Origin of the sequence: Candidatus Poriferisodalis sp., assembly GCF_965204195.1 — a bacterium.
Lineage (GTDB): Bacteria > Actinomycetota > Acidimicrobiia > Acidimicrobiales > Poriferisodalaceae > Poriferisodalis.
On record NZ_OZ241975.1, the window covers coordinates 3,403,815 to 3,418,551 of the forward strand.

Genomic DNA, 14,737 nt, shown 5'->3' on the forward strand with positions numbered 1-14,737 from the left:
CCATTCCGAAGTGGTCGGATCCCAGATGTCGTGCTGCCGACCCGGCGGTCAGGGCGCCTTCTAGCTGGCCGCCAACACGGGCGTCTGCAATTCGGCATCGGACACCTCGACGCTGGCGTAGAGCGCGTCGGGGTCCTCGTGCCGCCGTGTTGCGGCCTCGTCGAACAGGTCGTGAGGATCCTGCGGTTGCGGCGTACGCGGTCTCATCCAGAAGACCCCTGTCGCCCCTGCTTCCACAGCATTGACCGCTGACGGCAGGTCGAGAAGCAGCGCACCGGTCGCGCGCAGCGGATCGTGGCCAACTCCTTCAATCGCGAAGACCGTGAGCCCCGTCTTGATGACAGCAGCCAACTCGCTGGGATTCCGCAGCATGCGGTAGTTCAGGGTCACCAGTCCCTCAAACCCGAGCTGGCGCAGAGCGATCAGCAACGGCCGGTCGTCGAGCTCGGTCAACCGGTCATCGATCTGACGAATGGGCAGCAGTTCCAGCGAGCCCATCCAAGGCTTCAGGGCGTTGACGATCGGTTCAGGAAAGTTGTGCTCCAGCGGGAGCTGCATCACGCAGCCAGTGAGCTCTCGAGCTCGACTGCCTCCCTGAAGGCCTCCGTGTCGAAGCCCGGGTAGAGGTCGGCGACCGCCTCGTAGTCGCCGAGGCTCTTGTAGAGCGCGGCGGCGGACAGGGTCGTGATGCGCGAGCCGGCGAGGTGCGGCTCGCCTGAGACCCGTCCCGGAACGATGCGGAGGTTGGGGCGGGGGCGGATGAGGTCGGGTCCCCGGCGGTCGGCGACATCGAACGGACCCAAGAGGTCCATCGACTCGAGCATGGCCGCCTGTCCCGCCTGGTGCGGGACGCCGTCCACGTCCACCCAGATCTTGCCGGAGGCATCAACCCGCAGCGGCGACGTCAGCCGGCCGTCGCTGTCGTCCCAGATGTCCAATCCGTGCCGCTCCAACTCGGCTAGGGCCTCGCGCACCCGCGGTATCGGGCTCGCTGGAACGCTTGCCTCGGTCTCGAACTTCGGGTGCCGCAGCCAATAGACGATGCGCAGCGCCATCAGATCGGCGTAGGACCACAGCTTCACCCGAGTGGGCGACACCGACGGAGTCACCAACCCATTGCGAGCCCAGAGATACACCGTCGACTGCGGCACGCCCGACAGGGCCGAGGCGCGGTGAGCCTCGTAGCAGCCGTCGAATGCGGCGTTCAAGCGTGCGGAGAGCGGCTCGTAAGCGGTCATCGATCTGATCTGGCTCCGAGTCCTGGCCGCGAACGGCTCTCACCAGTGCCGAACTGCGCCTCAATGTACCTATGGCGGTAAGCGGCGAAGAATGGTTTTCGGCGAGGCGCGGCCCGGTGATGTAGCGGCGACCCGATGGGCGACATCGCGCACGAGGCGTGGATCGGCGACGGCGGCAAGCTGGTGCCCGCAAGGCTGCGCGACACCATCAAGTCGTACTGGCCGGACTCGCCCGACGACAGCGCCCGCGACCTGCTCGGCAAAGCGCTCGAATTGCTCGGCGGCTCACTGCGGCTGCTGAATGAGCCCAGGTTCCGCCCCGCTTGGGGCGAGAACTGGCATGAGGAGCTCTGCAGTCGGTACAGCATCCTTGAGAGCCACCGGTTCCGCGTCTCTCCAAACGATCCCTATGTTCACTTGAAGATCTTCCAGAAAGAGCGGAATGCTGCGTCGGCTCTGTTCGGGAGCGAGGCTGACCAGAGACTCCGCAACTCGTTGTGTGCCCGCAACCAGTGGGCCCACTTCGCCGACATCAGTGGAGTGCAGGCACGCGACGACGTCGTCGAGATGATCGATCTCATCGCCCACGGCCGCATAGGCGCCGAGGCCGACGGACTCGCCGTCGACAACAGACGAATCGACCAGCACCTCGCCCGGCTCGAGAACATCCGCCGCGCCCTCGACTTCCAGATCAGCGGGCACTGAGCCCCGGATGCGCTCTGCTCGGGCGGGGCCAGGCCGTCCTGCGCCGGGGCTTGCGTCGAGGCATCGATGTGACCTTCCCACAGCAGCGGCGATCACGACGAAAGCTAACGACTCGATTCCGGGGCAGCAGAAGTACGCTCCGCGTCATGCGCCGGGCCGCCGCCGAGAACGACGGCCGTGTGTCGTTGGGCACCGTTCGCGGTCGTGTCGAGATGCGTTCTGGACGGGACGGGTCGCAATACGCCCTCTGTGAGCTTGTCGACGGCAGAGCGGTGATGTGCTACCCGACCACCGACACGGAGACGGCGCTGCGGGACGCACGTGGCCGCGTCGCCGACGTGACCGGCACGGTGCAGCGAGACCCCGCGACGGACCAGCCGCGTTCGATCCATGGCATCACCAGCGTCGACCTCGTGGAGCAAGGCACCAGCACGGCGTACCGCTCCGCACGCAGCGTACTCAAGACCCGCGAGCCAGCCGAGGTGCTCATCCGCCGAATGCGAGACGCCCAGTAGTCCCCGCACCGCCGTCTGCACGCAGACATCTTCTTGTGATACTAGAATATATTTCAAATTCTTTGCATACCATTCGGCTTCGCGCTATGAACGGCGGCACAACTCTCTCAGGCAGGAGGGCCGGATGCGAGTCGGGGTCTACACCGACGGATTGAATCTGTACTACGGCGGAAGATCCATATGCGGTCGTGGGCGACCGGACTGGCGCTGGCTCGACCTCCGTCAACTGAGCCAGCGGCTGCTCGACCGGCGGCGATCATGGACGGCTCGCTCAGCCGTCCTGCACCGGATCGTGTATTGCACGGCGTTCATGGATGGCGGCAGCAACCCCAGCGGACGGCAGAACCAAGAAACGACAGCGACTTGAGCCTTCCGATCCGCGAGAGCCGCCTGCGTGTGCCCGTCGGTGTCGTCAACCCGAGCGCAGGACAGCTGGCAGGCGATCTACGAGGCAGCACCAGCGACGGCGTGGGCGACCACTGGTGGTACCAACTCGACCGAGCGGACTTCACCAGCTGCCAGCTGCCAAATCCTGTTGGCACGTGCGCCAAGCCGCTCGGCTGGTAGCCAACAAGAAAACCCGGCCCCTCAAGGGCCGGGTGGGTTAGGGACTCAGCATAGCTGCCAGACCCGCCGAAGCAACACCAACCTTGTTGACGCGGCGTCCGCCGACCGCCGTGGTCGACTCACCTCTTCGCCACTTACGCAGCTCACGCACCGAGACACCCGGTCGCAACACGCAAGGGTGTCAAGGCCGCTCTCACCGTCCCCGGCATGAAATAACCCCGCCAGGCCCGGCAAAGCCGGGACGGCGGGGAGGAATGGACACACGGTAACGCCTATCGACACCCAGCACACCGCGCGGCGACTCAGAACCGTCTCGACAGGTCCGGGGTTGTGCCGGGCGGCCGGGCGTGGCAGGCTTGACCCAATCTTCCCCGCCGTCCGCCGCCGCCCAGCGGAGGTGCACTGGCGGGGCTTTTGTTGGCGCGAACGCCGTTCGGAAGCCTGGCGCACGGCCGGATTGTTCTAGAATCGAACACGTGGCGCTGGACACGGCAGAACTTGGACAGCGCATCGCCGCTGCGAGGCGAGACGCCGGGCTGACGCAGGCTGAGTGCGCGACCCGTGCCGGGCTGCATCGCAGCGCCCTGGCCAAGATCGAGACCGGGGGCCGGGGCGTCGGCGCCATGGAGCTGGCCAACATCGCGGAGGCCGTCGACATCCGGATTGAGTGGCTGTTCAACGAGGCGCCTGCTGCAGTGATCTCTCGTCGACGCGGGCGAGTCTCCGACGCGCCGAGCCCAAGCGTCGACCGGATGGTCGAGCGGGCAACCCGCGAAACGGAGTTCCTCCAGCGCCTCGGCGTCGGACTCGAGCTCCCGCCCTCGCCTGCGTTCGACTATCCCGCAACAGACGAAGAGACCGAAACCGCGGCGGCAGCCGCTCGTCGGCTGTTGGGCTATGGCGATGAAGAGCCGGCGAACTACCTCGCCCGTGCCGCCGAAGGGATGGGATTGCTCACGTTCTCTTTGGCCCTCGGAGACGAGAGTGCAGACGGGACCTCGATGCTGCTCACCGAAGGCGGCGTGGCAGTGATCAATGGCAACCGGGCCGTCGGACGCCGCCGGCTCACGCTCGCACACGAGATCGGTCACTACGTCTTCGCCGACGAGTACTCCACCGACTGGATCGTCGCGAACTCACAGGCAGAGGGCGTTGAGGCCCGCATCGACCGTTTCGCGAGAGCACTGCTGCTGCCTCGGGCCGCGCTGCGAGAACGCTGGCACGGCGGGGACGACACCCGCACTGACGCCGTTCTTATCGCAAGCGAATTTCGGGTGGATATGTCGACGCTCGCGCAGCGACTCGCGGAACTCGACGTGGCCCCAGCGGCGGAAGTGCACCGAGTTCGACAGACCCGCACTCGGCAGGCAGACATCGTCGATCACGGGCTCATAGTTCCCGTCGAGCTTGAGCCTCCGACACTGCCTGAGGCTTACAGCAAGGCCGTGCTGCGCGCCTACCGCGGCGAGGAGATATCGGCGGCGCGCGCCCTGGGCCTGCTGTTCGATACCTGGGACGAAGAAGAACTGCCGGAGCTTCCGAAGCTTCCACACGACGATTCGCCGGTCTCCGCATCGGTGTGAAACTCTGGCTCATGGCGCGTATCGAGATGATCCCCGACGACTCCTGGGACGGCGAGCTCGGCGAGCTGCACCCCCGGGTCGTGGACCCCACCCACCGCCGGGTCGACAACATCCTGGCCGTCCACTCGCTCAACCCCCGCTCCATGGCCGCACACCAAGGCCTCTACGAATCGGCCATGGCCGGCACCGCCACGCTGCGCAAGGTCGAACGCGAGCTCATCGCCCTGGTCGTCAGCCTCACCAACCACTGCCACTACTGAGTGGTCCACCACCGGCGCGGTCTGCGCCGCCTCATCGCCGACGACGAACTGGTCGCAGCCGTCGAGCACGACTGGACCACCGCCCCGCTGTCACCCAAGCGCACCGCCATGCTGGCCTACGCCGTCAAGCTCACCACCACACCAGGCGACATGGACGACGCCGACGTCGACGCCCTGCGCCACGTCGGCTTCTCTGACCGCGACATCCTCGACATCACCGAAGTGGTCGGCTACTACGCCTACGCCAACCGCATCGCCGACGGCCTCGGCATCGAGACCGAAGACTGGATCCCCGACTGAGCGACCTAGCGTCGGTCTGGTCGGATCGAACGCCTGAGTTCCGTGCTCCCATCGTCAGAGGAGATGCATGTCGCCAAGTGCTGTATCTCAGGGCGACCGGATTGGCGCGGGCGACATCGTGCGGCTGGTGGCGTCGGCGGGATCGCGTATTCGGATCGGCATCGACGGGCCGGGCGGGTCTGGCAAGAGCAGGCTGGCTGCGGAGCTGGTCCGTTGCTGGCCGGCCGACGTCACGCTTGTCCACGGCGACGACTTCGGGCGGCCGACGGCCGACCCGGCCAGGTCGGAACAGCAGATCGGCGGCCTCTTCGATCTCTCCCGGCTGGAGCGAGAGGTGCTCGAGCCCCACGAACGCGGCGCGCCCATTCGATACCGGCGCTACGACTGGAGCACTGACCGGCTCGGCGAATGGGTCACCGCGCCGCATGACAGCACGCTCATCGTCGAGGGCGTCTACTGCACCCATCCGTCGATCCGCGATCGGTACCACTTCCTGATCTGGGCCGAAGCCGAACGCCCCACCCGATTCGCCCGAGGACTGGCTCGTGACGGCGAAGCGGCACGATCCCGCTGGGAAGACATCTGGATGCCCGTCGAGGACCGCTACCGGGCCGAGTACCGCCCCGACACCACCGCCCACCTAGTGCTCGACAGCACCGACACGAGCGACAGCGACGAGCTGACGTTCCGAGTGACCGGCGGACGCAGCCTGCCGGAGTAAGGCACCTGTTCGACGTGAAGGTCAGGAGAGCTCGACTGCTTGGAGGCTGCTGCGGCTCGCGCGATAGATGAACGGCCCTGGCAACTCGTGCAACCGTTCGATTCGTCGCCACTGCGTCATCAACACCTCAAGCTGGTCCCAGACCGTCTTGGCATCGGTGCTCGTCAGCACAACCAAGCGGGCGTCGTGCTCCATCACCGCATCGAGTTCGGCAACACGCTGCCGGATCCTCCCGTCCCGCGTAACGGCGATCATTCCGTTCGACGCCGTGTACGGGATCCAAACGGTGTCGGGCGTGTCAGCGGTCGTAATCGCGCAGGGTGGACGCGCTCGACCGTGGATCTGCGCCCCAGAGTCTCCGGGATAGGTCACGTCCGGTCTGAGCATGCCCACGACCTTGGCGAGGCCGAGGATGTCCGCGTCGAAATAGAAACGGACCGTGGCAAGCTTCACGCGGCCTGCGCTGCGACACGCGATGTCTCATAGGCGGCTGCCCACCTGACGCTCTCAAGGCCTAGGTCGAACTGCTCGGCTACCTCGCTCTCGGTCTCGCCTCCGTCGAGGTGCTCCACGATCGCCGCCGTGCTGATGCCCGCGATCGCCGGACGGCCGAACCGGTGGTCAGGACGGCAGCGCACTGGCGACGCCTCGTCGTCGTGCGGCCGCCACGCGACCGGCCGATCACCGTCCCATTCGACTCGCTTCACGAACGAGTCAGCAGGCGGCAACAGCAAAGGCTGACCGTCCACGAGAGCGATGAGACGCAGCTCACCGCGTAGCTCGCACAGCTCCTGGAAGCGGACCAGCAGCCGCCGTCCCTCACCGACCCACGGCACGGCGTACGCCAACGGATGCGCCACGCCCAATTCGTCTCGCAAAGCAGCGACGAAGCTGCGGATCTCGTGAAGCCGGACACGTAGCTCACGCGTGTACTGGCGCAGGAGCCCAGCCTCGACAAACTCCGGCCACGTAAGGCTCGTGTCGCCAGTGGCCGCAGCCCGCAGTACTGGGTCATAGCGGCGGCCACGACGCTCGCCTCCCTCCAACCACCAGCCGAGTGTGCTCCGGCTGACAGCGAGGATCTCCGCAGCATCGCTCAGCGAGTACACAGGCCGGCCCAGATCGAATTCGCGCATTCCGTTCAGCATTCACTCCAGTCGCCGAGTCCGTCGAACATCATCACTACCACCAGTTGCCCCTGAGCAGCGACAGGATTATCGGAAGGCCGCGGATCGAGACCGCGGACGGCATCCCCGACTGAACCAACTCGGCAGATCAACCGCGCAGCAGGCGGGTCATTCCATTTCATGTCGAATTGTGACGTGTATTGATCCTGTCGACTCTCGAATACAAATACATATCCATAGAATCGATCCTACGATAGCTATAAGTAGTTCCCATTAGCTGAGTGTCAGATGCTGCGAGACAAACGAGCCCAATCACGACGCCGGCTCGACCAGCGCTTTGGCCGACACGGTGACCTCGCTGATCTTGCCCCCCCTCCCCAGGGCTGGATCCGCACGCTGCGTGACTCACTGGGGATGACCAGCGGAGACTTGGCCCGCCGCATGGGCGTTCACCCATCGCGCATCCCCGCCATCGAACGAGGCGAGCGAGAACGGACGCTCAAGCTCGACACCCTCACCAGGGTCGCCGATGCCATGCAATGCGACCTCGTCTATGCACTCGTGCCCCGCACAGGCCTCGACGGAATGGTCGACGCTCAAGCTCGGCTCTGCGCCATCAGGCACTTGCAAAGCGTCATGGCCCACTCGCGGCTAGAGGACCAAGAAGTCACCCCCGAAGATCTCGAAGCGCAGATCGCGGACCTCGCCCTCGAATTCAAGCGTCGGCGTGACCTCTGGCGTACAGACGAGGACGACCCCCGATAGTCAACGTCGGCATGTCGCCCGCGCAGCGCTCAGCGGGTTCGGCGGAGGGCGGCGACTAGGCCGAATGCGAAGCCGACAAATTCGATGAGCGCCAGGTTGAGTGCCGTGTGGAAGAACACGCCGGCGCTGTCGCCGACGACGTTGGAGTGCAGGTCTGGGCTGTCGATCACGAAGTGCAGCAGGTAGCCGAACACGAACGAGGCGTACATCGAGGCGGCAAAAAGCGCAGCACCCATCCGGAGGCTGCGACGGAACGCCAGCCACACCGCGGCCAGCGGCAGCAGCGTCACGACCACCGCGATGTACACCTGTTGGACGGCCGGTATGGGCACGTCCGCAGCCGCGTGACTGTAGGTATGCGTCAGCCCGACTCCGAGATGCAGCGCAGCGATCCCAGCCAACGTGAACTGCTCGAACCTCCCGGACGCCGCCATATCACCCCCAATTGTCGCGGCCGCTCAATGCCGTGCAACACCGATGAGACACCCGAGTGCCGCCTGTGGACATCGGCGGCGATGCCCCGCAATACCCAGGTGAGCTGCCAGCGACACAACGCCAGGCGATATTGGCGCAACTGAAATAGATTGCTTTATGGTTGCATCAGCGCATAGTGTGCTGTTGTGGCCACTCTGGACGAACTGCTCGACGGCGACCTTGAGTCGGCATCGGAGGCGGCGGCGCGCGCCTTTCCCGACGTTGTCGCAGCGCTCGATGTGCTGGTCAAGGGACTCGACCGAGACGGCGATCTGGCAACAATTCGCCGCTACTGGTGGCAGATCGACACGGTATCGCGCACCTTGGCCGACCTGCCCCGGCGCGAACCGGACTTCACCACGTACGTCAGCCGCACACTGCTTGCCAACCTGTCTCGACGGAGCGCTGCCGAGACCTACTGGGCGGCTCCGAGCGCAGATGGCATCGGCGCCCTCACCGTGCTCGTCGATCGCCTGCGAGGGGCTGTTCGGGGTCTGCCGCACGAATGCACCAAGCCACGCCTTGGCATCGACGAGCATCGCTTCGCCTGGCTGCTCAAGTCGTTTAGCGACATCGAACTCGAACAGCGGTATGCCGAGCCGCTGCGCAGAGCGATGGCGATCCTCGATCTCTCCAGCCGCGATGTGGCCGAGATGATGGGGGTGACGCGCCAAGCAATCGAGAAGTGGCTGCTTGCCGGACCGCCGCCGGATCGGCTCGCCAAGGTGGGTGCCCTGGCCCAGATTGCCGACATCCTGCAGCACCGGCTCCGGGCCGGCATGCCTGCCGCAGTGGCGCGCCGCCATGCCGACGCGTACAGCGGCCGCAGCATGCTGGAAGTCATCGCCGACGGCGAGCACGAATGGCTGGCCGACTCGGTGCGGGCGAGCTTCGACTACGCCACCGTGGCATGAAGCTCGTCACAGTCCACGTCGGCGGTGAGCACTACCGCATCGCCGATCCCGACTGGGGCGACCCGCTCGACTCCTCGTATGCGGCACGCGGCGGGCAGCGGTGGAACCCGCCGGGACTCCCATGCCTGTACCTCAACAGCGACTTGGTTACTGCGCGGGCGAATCTGACCAAGCGCTTCGCTGGGCTGCCTTACGGACCTGACGATCTCGACCCTGCCACGGCGCCGCTGCTGGTTCAGGTGGACGTGCCGGAGGGTCAGGCGGTCGATGCATATACCGACGCGGGTCTGACAACTGCGGGCTTGCCGACGAGCTACCCGCTCGACAACGACGAGCACCTCATCCCTCACCGCATCTGCCAACCCATCGGCCGAGCGGCATTCGACGCTGGACTCGATGGCGTCGACTGCCGCTCGGCCGCACCCGGCGGCACTCGAGAACTCGCGTGGTTCCCGCGCAGCATTGAGGTGCAACCCCGAGCGCGTCTCACCTTTGAGCAGTGGTGGTAACGGCCGAACAGTCGGCGAGCCTCAGCACTCGCCGCTGTCGCTGGCGCGGCATGTCACCCGGAGTTGCTTGTGCCATGACCTAGCTTGGTCGGGGCTTGCAGCTGGTGAAACAGTCAGGACTGGGTATGCGCTCTCGGGGAACGATCACTGTGTTGATGGCGGGGCTCCTCGCCTTGTCAGGGCTTGCCGCCTGCGGCGGGGATGACGGCGACGACATCGCCGGTGTCGGCCAGCGGGCAACAGCCGCTATCGCGGGGCCCGACGGGTCGCCGATGGGCACCGTCACTCTGGAGCAGGGTCCGAACGGCGTGCTGGTGTCTGCCGACGTCAGCGGGCTGACGCCGGGTCCACACGGGTTCCACATTCATGATGCGGGCGCATGCACACCAGACTTCTCCGCCGCCGGCGGCCACTTCGCCCCCAGCGGTCACGGCCACGGGTTCATGTACGGCGACGACCAGCACGCCGGCGATCTTCCCAACCTCTACGCCGCCAGCGATGGCACTGCTCGGGCCGACGTTTTCACCAGCAAGATCACGCTCGCGGCTGACGCCGACACCACAGTGTTCGACGCCGACGGCTCGGCCATCATCATTCACGCCCAGCCCGACTCCTACGGCGCCGAACCCGGCGCCGGCGACCGCGTGGCCTGCGGCGTGATCGAACGAAGCTGAACCGCACGACACCTGCGAACCGCTACTCGGGCTGCGCATGACGTGGGGCAGAACTGATCAGCCTGCGTCACCCAAGGCTGGCTCGCGCCGCTGGCTGGCCGCCATCGCAGTGCTGGCATCATTCGCACTCTTCGGGCTGACGGGTTGCACCGGCGAACCGCCGGTCTCGACGGTGCCGGCCGATTCGAGCGAACCAGGCGAGCGGCAATCGGGCAGCTCCACCGCAGAGACACTCGTGCGGTACGGGTTCTATGCCTACTTCGAACCGGTGAGCGCGCTGGCCGACGGCCAGAACGATCAGCACAGCGAGCATGACGCTTCGGGCAACGGCCAGCGGCCCTCAGACCGAGGCGGCCACATCGGGTACGAAGCCGACCTGCTGAGCGCCATCGAGGCAATGGACGGGTTCGGGCTGCGTTTCGTCCGAAGCCCGATCACCGAGTGGCCCGGCATCTGGCTGATGGCGGCGTCGGATTCCTTCGACATGACCGGCGGCGGCATCACTGCGCTCGACAGCCGCACGCGTGACGCCGATGGCGCCACCGTCATCGCCTTCACCGAACCGCACATCGAGTTCCGTCAGTCGCTGCTGGTGCGCTCCGCCGATGCCGAGCGCATTCGGAGCCACGGCGACTTGCGCGCCACCGACCGTGTGGGTGTGCTCACCGGCACTACCGGCGAGGCACGGTTGCTGCAATTGCTCGGTATCACCGACGACGGCCGACTTGCCCCAGGCACCCGTGTCCACATGCCGGCAGGCGTGGTGCTCGTCGGTGATGACGGGCGGCACAGCATCACGGCAGCCGGTGCTTCGGCCGATCTCGCTCACCGGACCCGCATCGAGCCGCCCGACCCGAACCTGCCCGATGTGGTGTATCCGGGCCAGTCGGCGGGCGAGCAGGAGTTGCTCGACGCGCTGTCCCGTGGCGACGTGGACGCCATTGCCGGGGGCGCCATCGGCAACGCCGCCGCGGCGTTCGACTCAGACGGGGAATTCGCAGTCACCGCACTCGATGAGGCTGTCGAGCACGGCGGCTTCGCCATCGACGCAGCCAATGCCGAACTGCATTCCGCGATCAACACCGCCGTTGCCTGGCTCACCGACAACGGCCGTATCGGTATCACCGACTGGCTCGCCGACAACACCGTCTTCGCCACGCGCGCCCGCCAGTGGCAGCCCTCGGGCTGAGGGCGGTTACGGTGCAGGCGCGCGGACGGCTAGGGGACAGCACGCGCAGCGTGAACGCCAGGGGGCCCTTCGCATGAGCACCGAGCGGGTTGTCATTGTGGGCGGGGGTTTCGCTGGGCTCAGCGCTGCCTACACGCTGATGAAGCGGGGCATCACTCCCCTGTTGCTCGAGGGTTCCGACCGGGCAGGCGGGCGCGGCAAGGGCGAGCAGATCGACGGCTTCTCGGTGGACATGGGCGCGTTCGTCTTCACCGCCACCTACGACACCGCCTTCCGCATCTGCGAAGAGCTGGGGCTGCCCGGGATGCTCGCCGCCTTGGCCGATGTGCCCGAGCAGCTTGCGGGCAACATCGACAACCTGTTCCTGGCAGGCGACTACATGGGCATCCCATCGGTCAACGGTGCCCTCTCCACCGGCGAAAGCACCGCCAACCACGTCGCCGGCCTGCTGATGTCCGTCGCTGGCTAGGCGCTGTCGTTTGAAGCGCTCGCCACGGGCGCCGAGGAGTTGCCTGGCCTCAGGCGTCGGGGCTGTCGCTGCCGGTGTAGAAGGCGAGGGTGCGCGCGGCGGCGGCACGCGCCTGGTCCGGATCACCGGCGGCACCGCCCCGATGTGCCCAGCAGGTGAGAACGTCATGCCGCCGGTATTTCAGCAACCCCCGGCGTCCGCCGCCGCCAAGTGATGGGCGGTTCAGAGTCCGATGAGGTCGGCGATGAGTTCACGGATCTGCCGCAGCGCGACGGATCCGATGTTGGTGCCTGTCTCTTCGACGACGCGGTCGACGCTGAGCGTCGTGGGCAGATGCGCCTGGGCCACACCGAAGCCGGCAACGTCGACCTCGCTCAGCCACCCTCGCCTCGTGGTCGTGCAGGGAACGACCACGATCGCGTGCTGACGAAATTCGAGGACGTCATCGGACGTGACGACGATCGCCGGCCGCACGAATCCCGGCTCGCCGCTCGCCGGCGCCCCGAAGTCGCAGTGGGCGACGTCACCCGCTCGCATCGAGGACATCGCTGGCCGACGCATCCAGCACGGCCTGGTCGTCGGCGCTCAGCGGGGCGCTCGCGAGCTGAGCCCCGATGATGCGGCGGCGTTCCCGCTGGATCAGCTTCTCGATCTGGGCGTCGAACGTCAGCCCCTCACGATCGGCAAGCTGACGCAACGCATCCCGCGTCCGCACCGAAACCTTGATGGTAGTCGAATCGGACATACCACTGAGTATATCTGTCATGCATCCCCTTCGGTCGCTGGCAGCGCCGAATTCAGTCGTGTCCCGATTGCGGTGAGTCGAGCGACAGCACGAGAGTCAGAGCTTGGCTGGGGTCGGTCGGTGCATCGTTTGCGACGACCGGACGAAAGCCCGCGGCCCCATAGAGCGCTGCCGCGGCGGTGTTCGCAGGGAACACCTCGAGCGAGACGGACTCGAGCCCGAGATCTCGGGCCCATGTGATGCCGGCTGCAAGCAACTGCTGGCCGTACCCCCTGCGCCGAAATGCAGGCGCTACCCACATGCCCCAGATCACGGCCTGCGCCTCGATGGAGGTCGAACCGATGCCCATCATCGCCTCGGCCCGGCCGTTGATTTCCACGACGAATACCGCACCACCACGCCCCGCAACGTTACGGCGGCTGTCTCCATGCGGAATCGGGACATAATCTTCGGACGAGTTCCGTTCTGGCACCAACCCGTATGCAGAAGCCTCGTCCTGCTCAACCCGCCCCGGCTTCTAGCGGACCTCGTGCGCCTGGTTCCGAGACCCGTCGCACGGCGACGCTGGGCAACGGTCAGGTCGTTGAACTGGCCAACATGTCCTTGGTGGCGGGGGCAGTGTGGTGGTTCAGGACATAGGAACCTTATGTCGCGAGACATAGGAACTTCGGCTGTGCGGTCCAGGGTGTGCGATGTCGCGGAATCGCCTGGTGATCATGGCTGTTGTGGTGGAGGGGCGAACCCACGCTGATGTGGCTGCTCAGTACGGGTTGTCGCGTTCGTGGGTGACCAAGCTGGTGGCTCGCTGGCGGGCTGAGGGCGAGGCGGCGTTCGAGCCCAGGTCGCGTCGCCCTCGCAGCTCGCCGGCCCGCGTTCCCGACGCGGTGACCGATCTGGTTGTGGGCCTGCGCATCGAGCTGGCCGCCCAGGGGCTCGACGCGGGGCCGGCGACGATCGCGTGGCATCTGGAGCGCCGTCACCAGATCATGGTGTCGCCCTCCACGATCCGGCGGCGTCTGGTCGCGGCGGGCCTGGTCACCCCCGAGCCCGCCAAGCGGCCCCGCAGCTCCTATGTGCGATTCGCGGCGGACCTGCCCAACGAGACCTGGCAGACCGACTTCACCCACACTCGGCTCGCCGACCGCGCCCCAGCCGAGATCCTGACCTGGCTCGATGACTGCTCCCGCTACGCACTGTCGGTCACCGCCCACCGGCGAGTCAGCGGCCCAGCAGTCGCCGACACGTTCACAAAAGCAGCAGACCAGCACGGGTGTCCCGCCTCGGTGCTGTCAGACAACGCCATGGTCTACACCACTCGCTACGCCGGCGGCCGAGGCGGCAAGAACGCCCTCGAGACCCTCCTGGCCGACCTCGGCGTCGCACAGAAGCACTCCCGCCCCAACCACCCCAGAACCTGCGGCAAAGTCGAGCGCTTCCAGCAGACCCTCAAAAAATGGCTCGCAGCCCGACCCCCCGCCCACAGCGTCGACCAGCTCCAAGCACACCTCGACGACTTCACCGACGAATACAACAACCGCAGACCCCACCGCAGCCTCGGCCGCTCCACCCCGGCGGTCGCCTACCGGCGCCTGCCCAAAGCCACACCCCAACCCCACAACAGCCCCACCCACCACCGCGTCCGCACAGACCGCGTCGACAAAACCGGCTCAGTCACACTGCGCCACAACGGCCGACTCCACCACATCGGCATCGGCCGCTCCCACACAGGCACCCCAGTCATCCTGCTCATCGCCGGACTCAACATCCGCGTCATCGACCACGACACCGGAGAACTCATCCGAGCCCTCACCCTCAACCCACAACGCGACTACCAACCCCAAAACTGACAACCGCGCAGGTTCACAACGTTCCGATGTCTCGCGACATCACACTTGGTGGCGGGGGCAGGATTTGAACCTGCGACCTTCGGGTTATGAGCCCGACGAGCTTCCAGACTGCTCCACCCCGCGGCGAGAGCGATA

21 protein-coding genes and 1 tRNA gene are annotated in these 14,737 nt (G+C 66.4%); 13 read left to right on the forward strand and 9 right to left on the reverse strand.

The genetic code is table 11. From position 1 onward, the window contains the following. Nucleotides 1-60: 60 nt before the first annotated feature. On the reverse strand, nucleotides 61-561 hold the full coding sequence (locus ACOGI8_RS15305) for a hypothetical protein (protein WP_419854660.1): 501 nt from the start codon (nucleotides 559-561) through the stop codon (nucleotides 61-63). Beyond that, on the reverse strand, nucleotides 558-1,238 hold the full coding sequence (locus tag ACOGI8_RS15310; RefSeq protein ID WP_419854661.1) for a hypothetical protein: 681 nt from the start codon (nucleotides 1,236-1,238) through the stop codon (nucleotides 558-560). Before ACOGI8_RS15310 ends, ACOGI8_RS15305 begins: the two co-directional genes overlap by 4 nt. Before the next feature lie 135 nt (nucleotides 1,239-1,373). Between ACOGI8_RS15310 and ACOGI8_RS15315 the strand changes: the two genes are divergently transcribed. The 6 genes from ACOGI8_RS15315 (at nucleotide 1,374) to ACOGI8_RS15340 (ending at nucleotide 5,889) form a co-directional block, all read left to right on the forward strand. Next, a complete protein-coding gene (locus tag ACOGI8_RS15315; RefSeq protein WP_419854662.1) occupies nucleotides 1,374-1,943 on the forward strand; it encodes a hypothetical protein in 570 nt (189 codons plus the stop codon). 146 nt (nucleotides 1,944-2,089) lie between these two features. Continuing rightward, nucleotides 2,090-2,458 (forward strand): hypothetical protein, encoded by a 369-nt coding sequence (locus ACOGI8_RS15320; RefSeq protein ID WP_419854663.1) that lies wholly within the window; start codon nucleotides 2,090-2,092, stop codon nucleotides 2,456-2,458. A 363-nt stretch (nucleotides 2,459-2,821) separates the two neighbouring features. Then, nucleotides 2,822-3,025, forward strand: coding sequence for a hypothetical protein (locus ACOGI8_RS15325; protein WP_419854664.1), 204 nt, complete (start codon nucleotides 2,822-2,824; stop codon nucleotides 3,023-3,025). 476 nt (nucleotides 3,026-3,501) lie between these two features. Next, nucleotides 3,502-4,608: a helix-turn-helix domain-containing protein gene (locus tag ACOGI8_RS15330; RefSeq protein WP_419854665.1), complete on the forward strand. Its 1,107-nt coding sequence runs from the start codon at nucleotides 3,502-3,504 to the stop codon at nucleotides 4,606-4,608. 11 nt (nucleotides 4,609-4,619) lie between these two features. Next, nucleotides 4,620-5,168, forward strand: coding sequence for a carboxymuconolactone decarboxylase family protein (locus ACOGI8_RS15335; RefSeq protein ID WP_419854666.1), 549 nt, complete (start codon nucleotides 4,620-4,622; stop codon nucleotides 5,166-5,168). 67 nt (nucleotides 5,169-5,235) lie between these two features. Continuing rightward, nucleotides 5,236-5,889, forward strand: a complete 654-nt coding sequence (locus ACOGI8_RS15340) for a uridine kinase family protein (RefSeq protein ID WP_419854667.1) — start codon at nucleotides 5,236-5,238, stop codon at nucleotides 5,887-5,889. Nucleotides 5,890-5,910: 21 nt separating this feature from the next. On the opposite strand, the gene ACOGI8_RS15345 is transcribed toward ACOGI8_RS15340, so the two are convergent. Then, on the reverse strand, nucleotides 5,911-6,342 hold the full coding sequence (locus ACOGI8_RS15345) for a hypothetical protein (RefSeq protein WP_419854668.1): 432 nt from the start codon (nucleotides 6,340-6,342) through the stop codon (nucleotides 5,911-5,913). Then, nucleotides 6,339-7,025, reverse strand: a complete 687-nt coding sequence (locus ACOGI8_RS15350; RefSeq protein ID WP_419854669.1) for a DUF433 domain-containing protein — start codon at nucleotides 7,023-7,025, stop codon at nucleotides 6,339-6,341. Before ACOGI8_RS15350 ends, ACOGI8_RS15345 begins: the two co-directional genes overlap by 4 nt. Nucleotides 7,026-7,304: 279 nt before the next feature. Between ACOGI8_RS15350 and ACOGI8_RS15355 the strand changes: the two genes are divergently transcribed. Then, nucleotides 7,305-7,781 carry a mobile mystery protein A gene (locus ACOGI8_RS15355; protein WP_419854670.1) on the forward strand — a complete coding sequence of 159 codons (477 nt, stop codon included), beginning with the start codon at nucleotides 7,305-7,307 and terminating at the stop codon, nucleotides 7,779-7,781. A 29-nt stretch (nucleotides 7,782-7,810) separates the two neighbouring features. Here the strand turns inward: ACOGI8_RS15355 and ACOGI8_RS15360 are convergent, their stop codons facing one another. Next, nucleotides 7,811-8,215 (reverse strand): hypothetical protein, encoded by a 405-nt coding sequence (locus ACOGI8_RS15360; protein ID WP_419854671.1) that lies wholly within the window; start codon nucleotides 8,213-8,215, stop codon nucleotides 7,811-7,813. Nucleotides 8,216-8,401: 186 nt separating this feature from the next. Between ACOGI8_RS15360 and ACOGI8_RS15365 the strand changes: the two genes are divergently transcribed. From ACOGI8_RS15365 to ACOGI8_RS15385, 5 genes are all read left to right on the forward strand, one after another. Then, nucleotides 8,402-9,169: a helix-turn-helix domain-containing protein gene (locus ACOGI8_RS15365; protein WP_419854672.1), complete on the forward strand. Its 768-nt coding sequence runs from the start codon at nucleotides 8,402-8,404 to the stop codon at nucleotides 9,167-9,169. Beyond that, entirely contained in the window at nucleotides 9,166-9,678 is a 513-nt protein-coding gene (locus tag ACOGI8_RS15370; protein WP_419854673.1) for an RES domain-containing protein, read from the forward strand. The genes ACOGI8_RS15365 and ACOGI8_RS15370 overlap by 4 nt, the downstream gene beginning before the upstream one ends. A gap of 155 nt (nucleotides 9,679-9,833) precedes the next feature. Beyond that, a complete protein-coding gene (locus ACOGI8_RS15375) occupies nucleotides 9,834-10,352 on the forward strand; it encodes a superoxide dismutase family protein (protein WP_419854674.1) in 519 nt (172 codons plus the stop codon). A 37-nt stretch (nucleotides 10,353-10,389) separates the two neighbouring features. Then, nucleotides 10,390-11,541 carry a transporter substrate-binding domain-containing protein gene (locus tag ACOGI8_RS15380; RefSeq protein ID WP_419854675.1) on the forward strand — a complete coding sequence of 384 codons (1,152 nt, stop codon included), beginning with the start codon at nucleotides 10,390-10,392 and terminating at the stop codon, nucleotides 11,539-11,541. 73 nt (nucleotides 11,542-11,614) lie between these two features. After that, a complete protein-coding gene (locus tag ACOGI8_RS15385) occupies nucleotides 11,615-12,010 on the forward strand; it encodes an FAD-dependent oxidoreductase (RefSeq protein WP_419854676.1) in 396 nt (131 codons plus the stop codon). A gap of 222 nt (nucleotides 12,011-12,232) precedes the next feature. On the opposite strand, the gene ACOGI8_RS15390 is transcribed toward ACOGI8_RS15385, so the two are convergent. From ACOGI8_RS15390 to ACOGI8_RS15400, 3 genes are read right to left on the reverse strand one after another with little or no spacing between them, the layout of a single operon-like run. Then, the gene (locus tag ACOGI8_RS15390) at nucleotides 12,233-12,547 is read right to left on the reverse strand and encodes a type II toxin-antitoxin system PemK/MazF family toxin (RefSeq protein WP_419854677.1); all 315 of its coding nucleotides are present in this window, start codon (nucleotides 12,545-12,547) and stop codon (nucleotides 12,233-12,235) included. Continuing rightward, nucleotides 12,534-12,755: a hypothetical protein gene (locus ACOGI8_RS15395; RefSeq protein ID WP_419854678.1), complete on the reverse strand. Its 222-nt coding sequence runs from the start codon at nucleotides 12,753-12,755 to the stop codon at nucleotides 12,534-12,536. Before ACOGI8_RS15395 ends, ACOGI8_RS15390 begins: the two co-directional genes overlap by 14 nt. Nucleotides 12,756-12,807: 52 nt before the next feature. Beyond that, nucleotides 12,808-13,227 carry a GNAT family N-acetyltransferase gene (locus ACOGI8_RS15400; RefSeq protein WP_419854679.1) on the reverse strand — a complete coding sequence of 140 codons (420 nt, stop codon included), beginning with the start codon at nucleotides 13,225-13,227 and terminating at the stop codon, nucleotides 12,808-12,810. A gap of 220 nt (nucleotides 13,228-13,447) precedes the next feature. On the opposite strand from ACOGI8_RS15400, the gene ACOGI8_RS15405 reads away from it, so the two are divergent. Next, nucleotides 13,448-14,602, forward strand: coding sequence for an IS481 family transposase (locus tag ACOGI8_RS15405; protein WP_419854680.1), 1,155 nt, complete (start codon nucleotides 13,448-13,450; stop codon nucleotides 14,600-14,602). Nucleotides 14,603-14,648: 46 nt separating this feature from the next. On the opposite strand, the gene ACOGI8_RS15410 is transcribed toward ACOGI8_RS15405, so the two are convergent. Continuing rightward, nucleotides 14,649-14,725: transfer RNA gene (locus ACOGI8_RS15410), tRNA-Met, on the reverse strand. Nucleotides 14,726-14,737 lie beyond the last annotated feature (12 nt).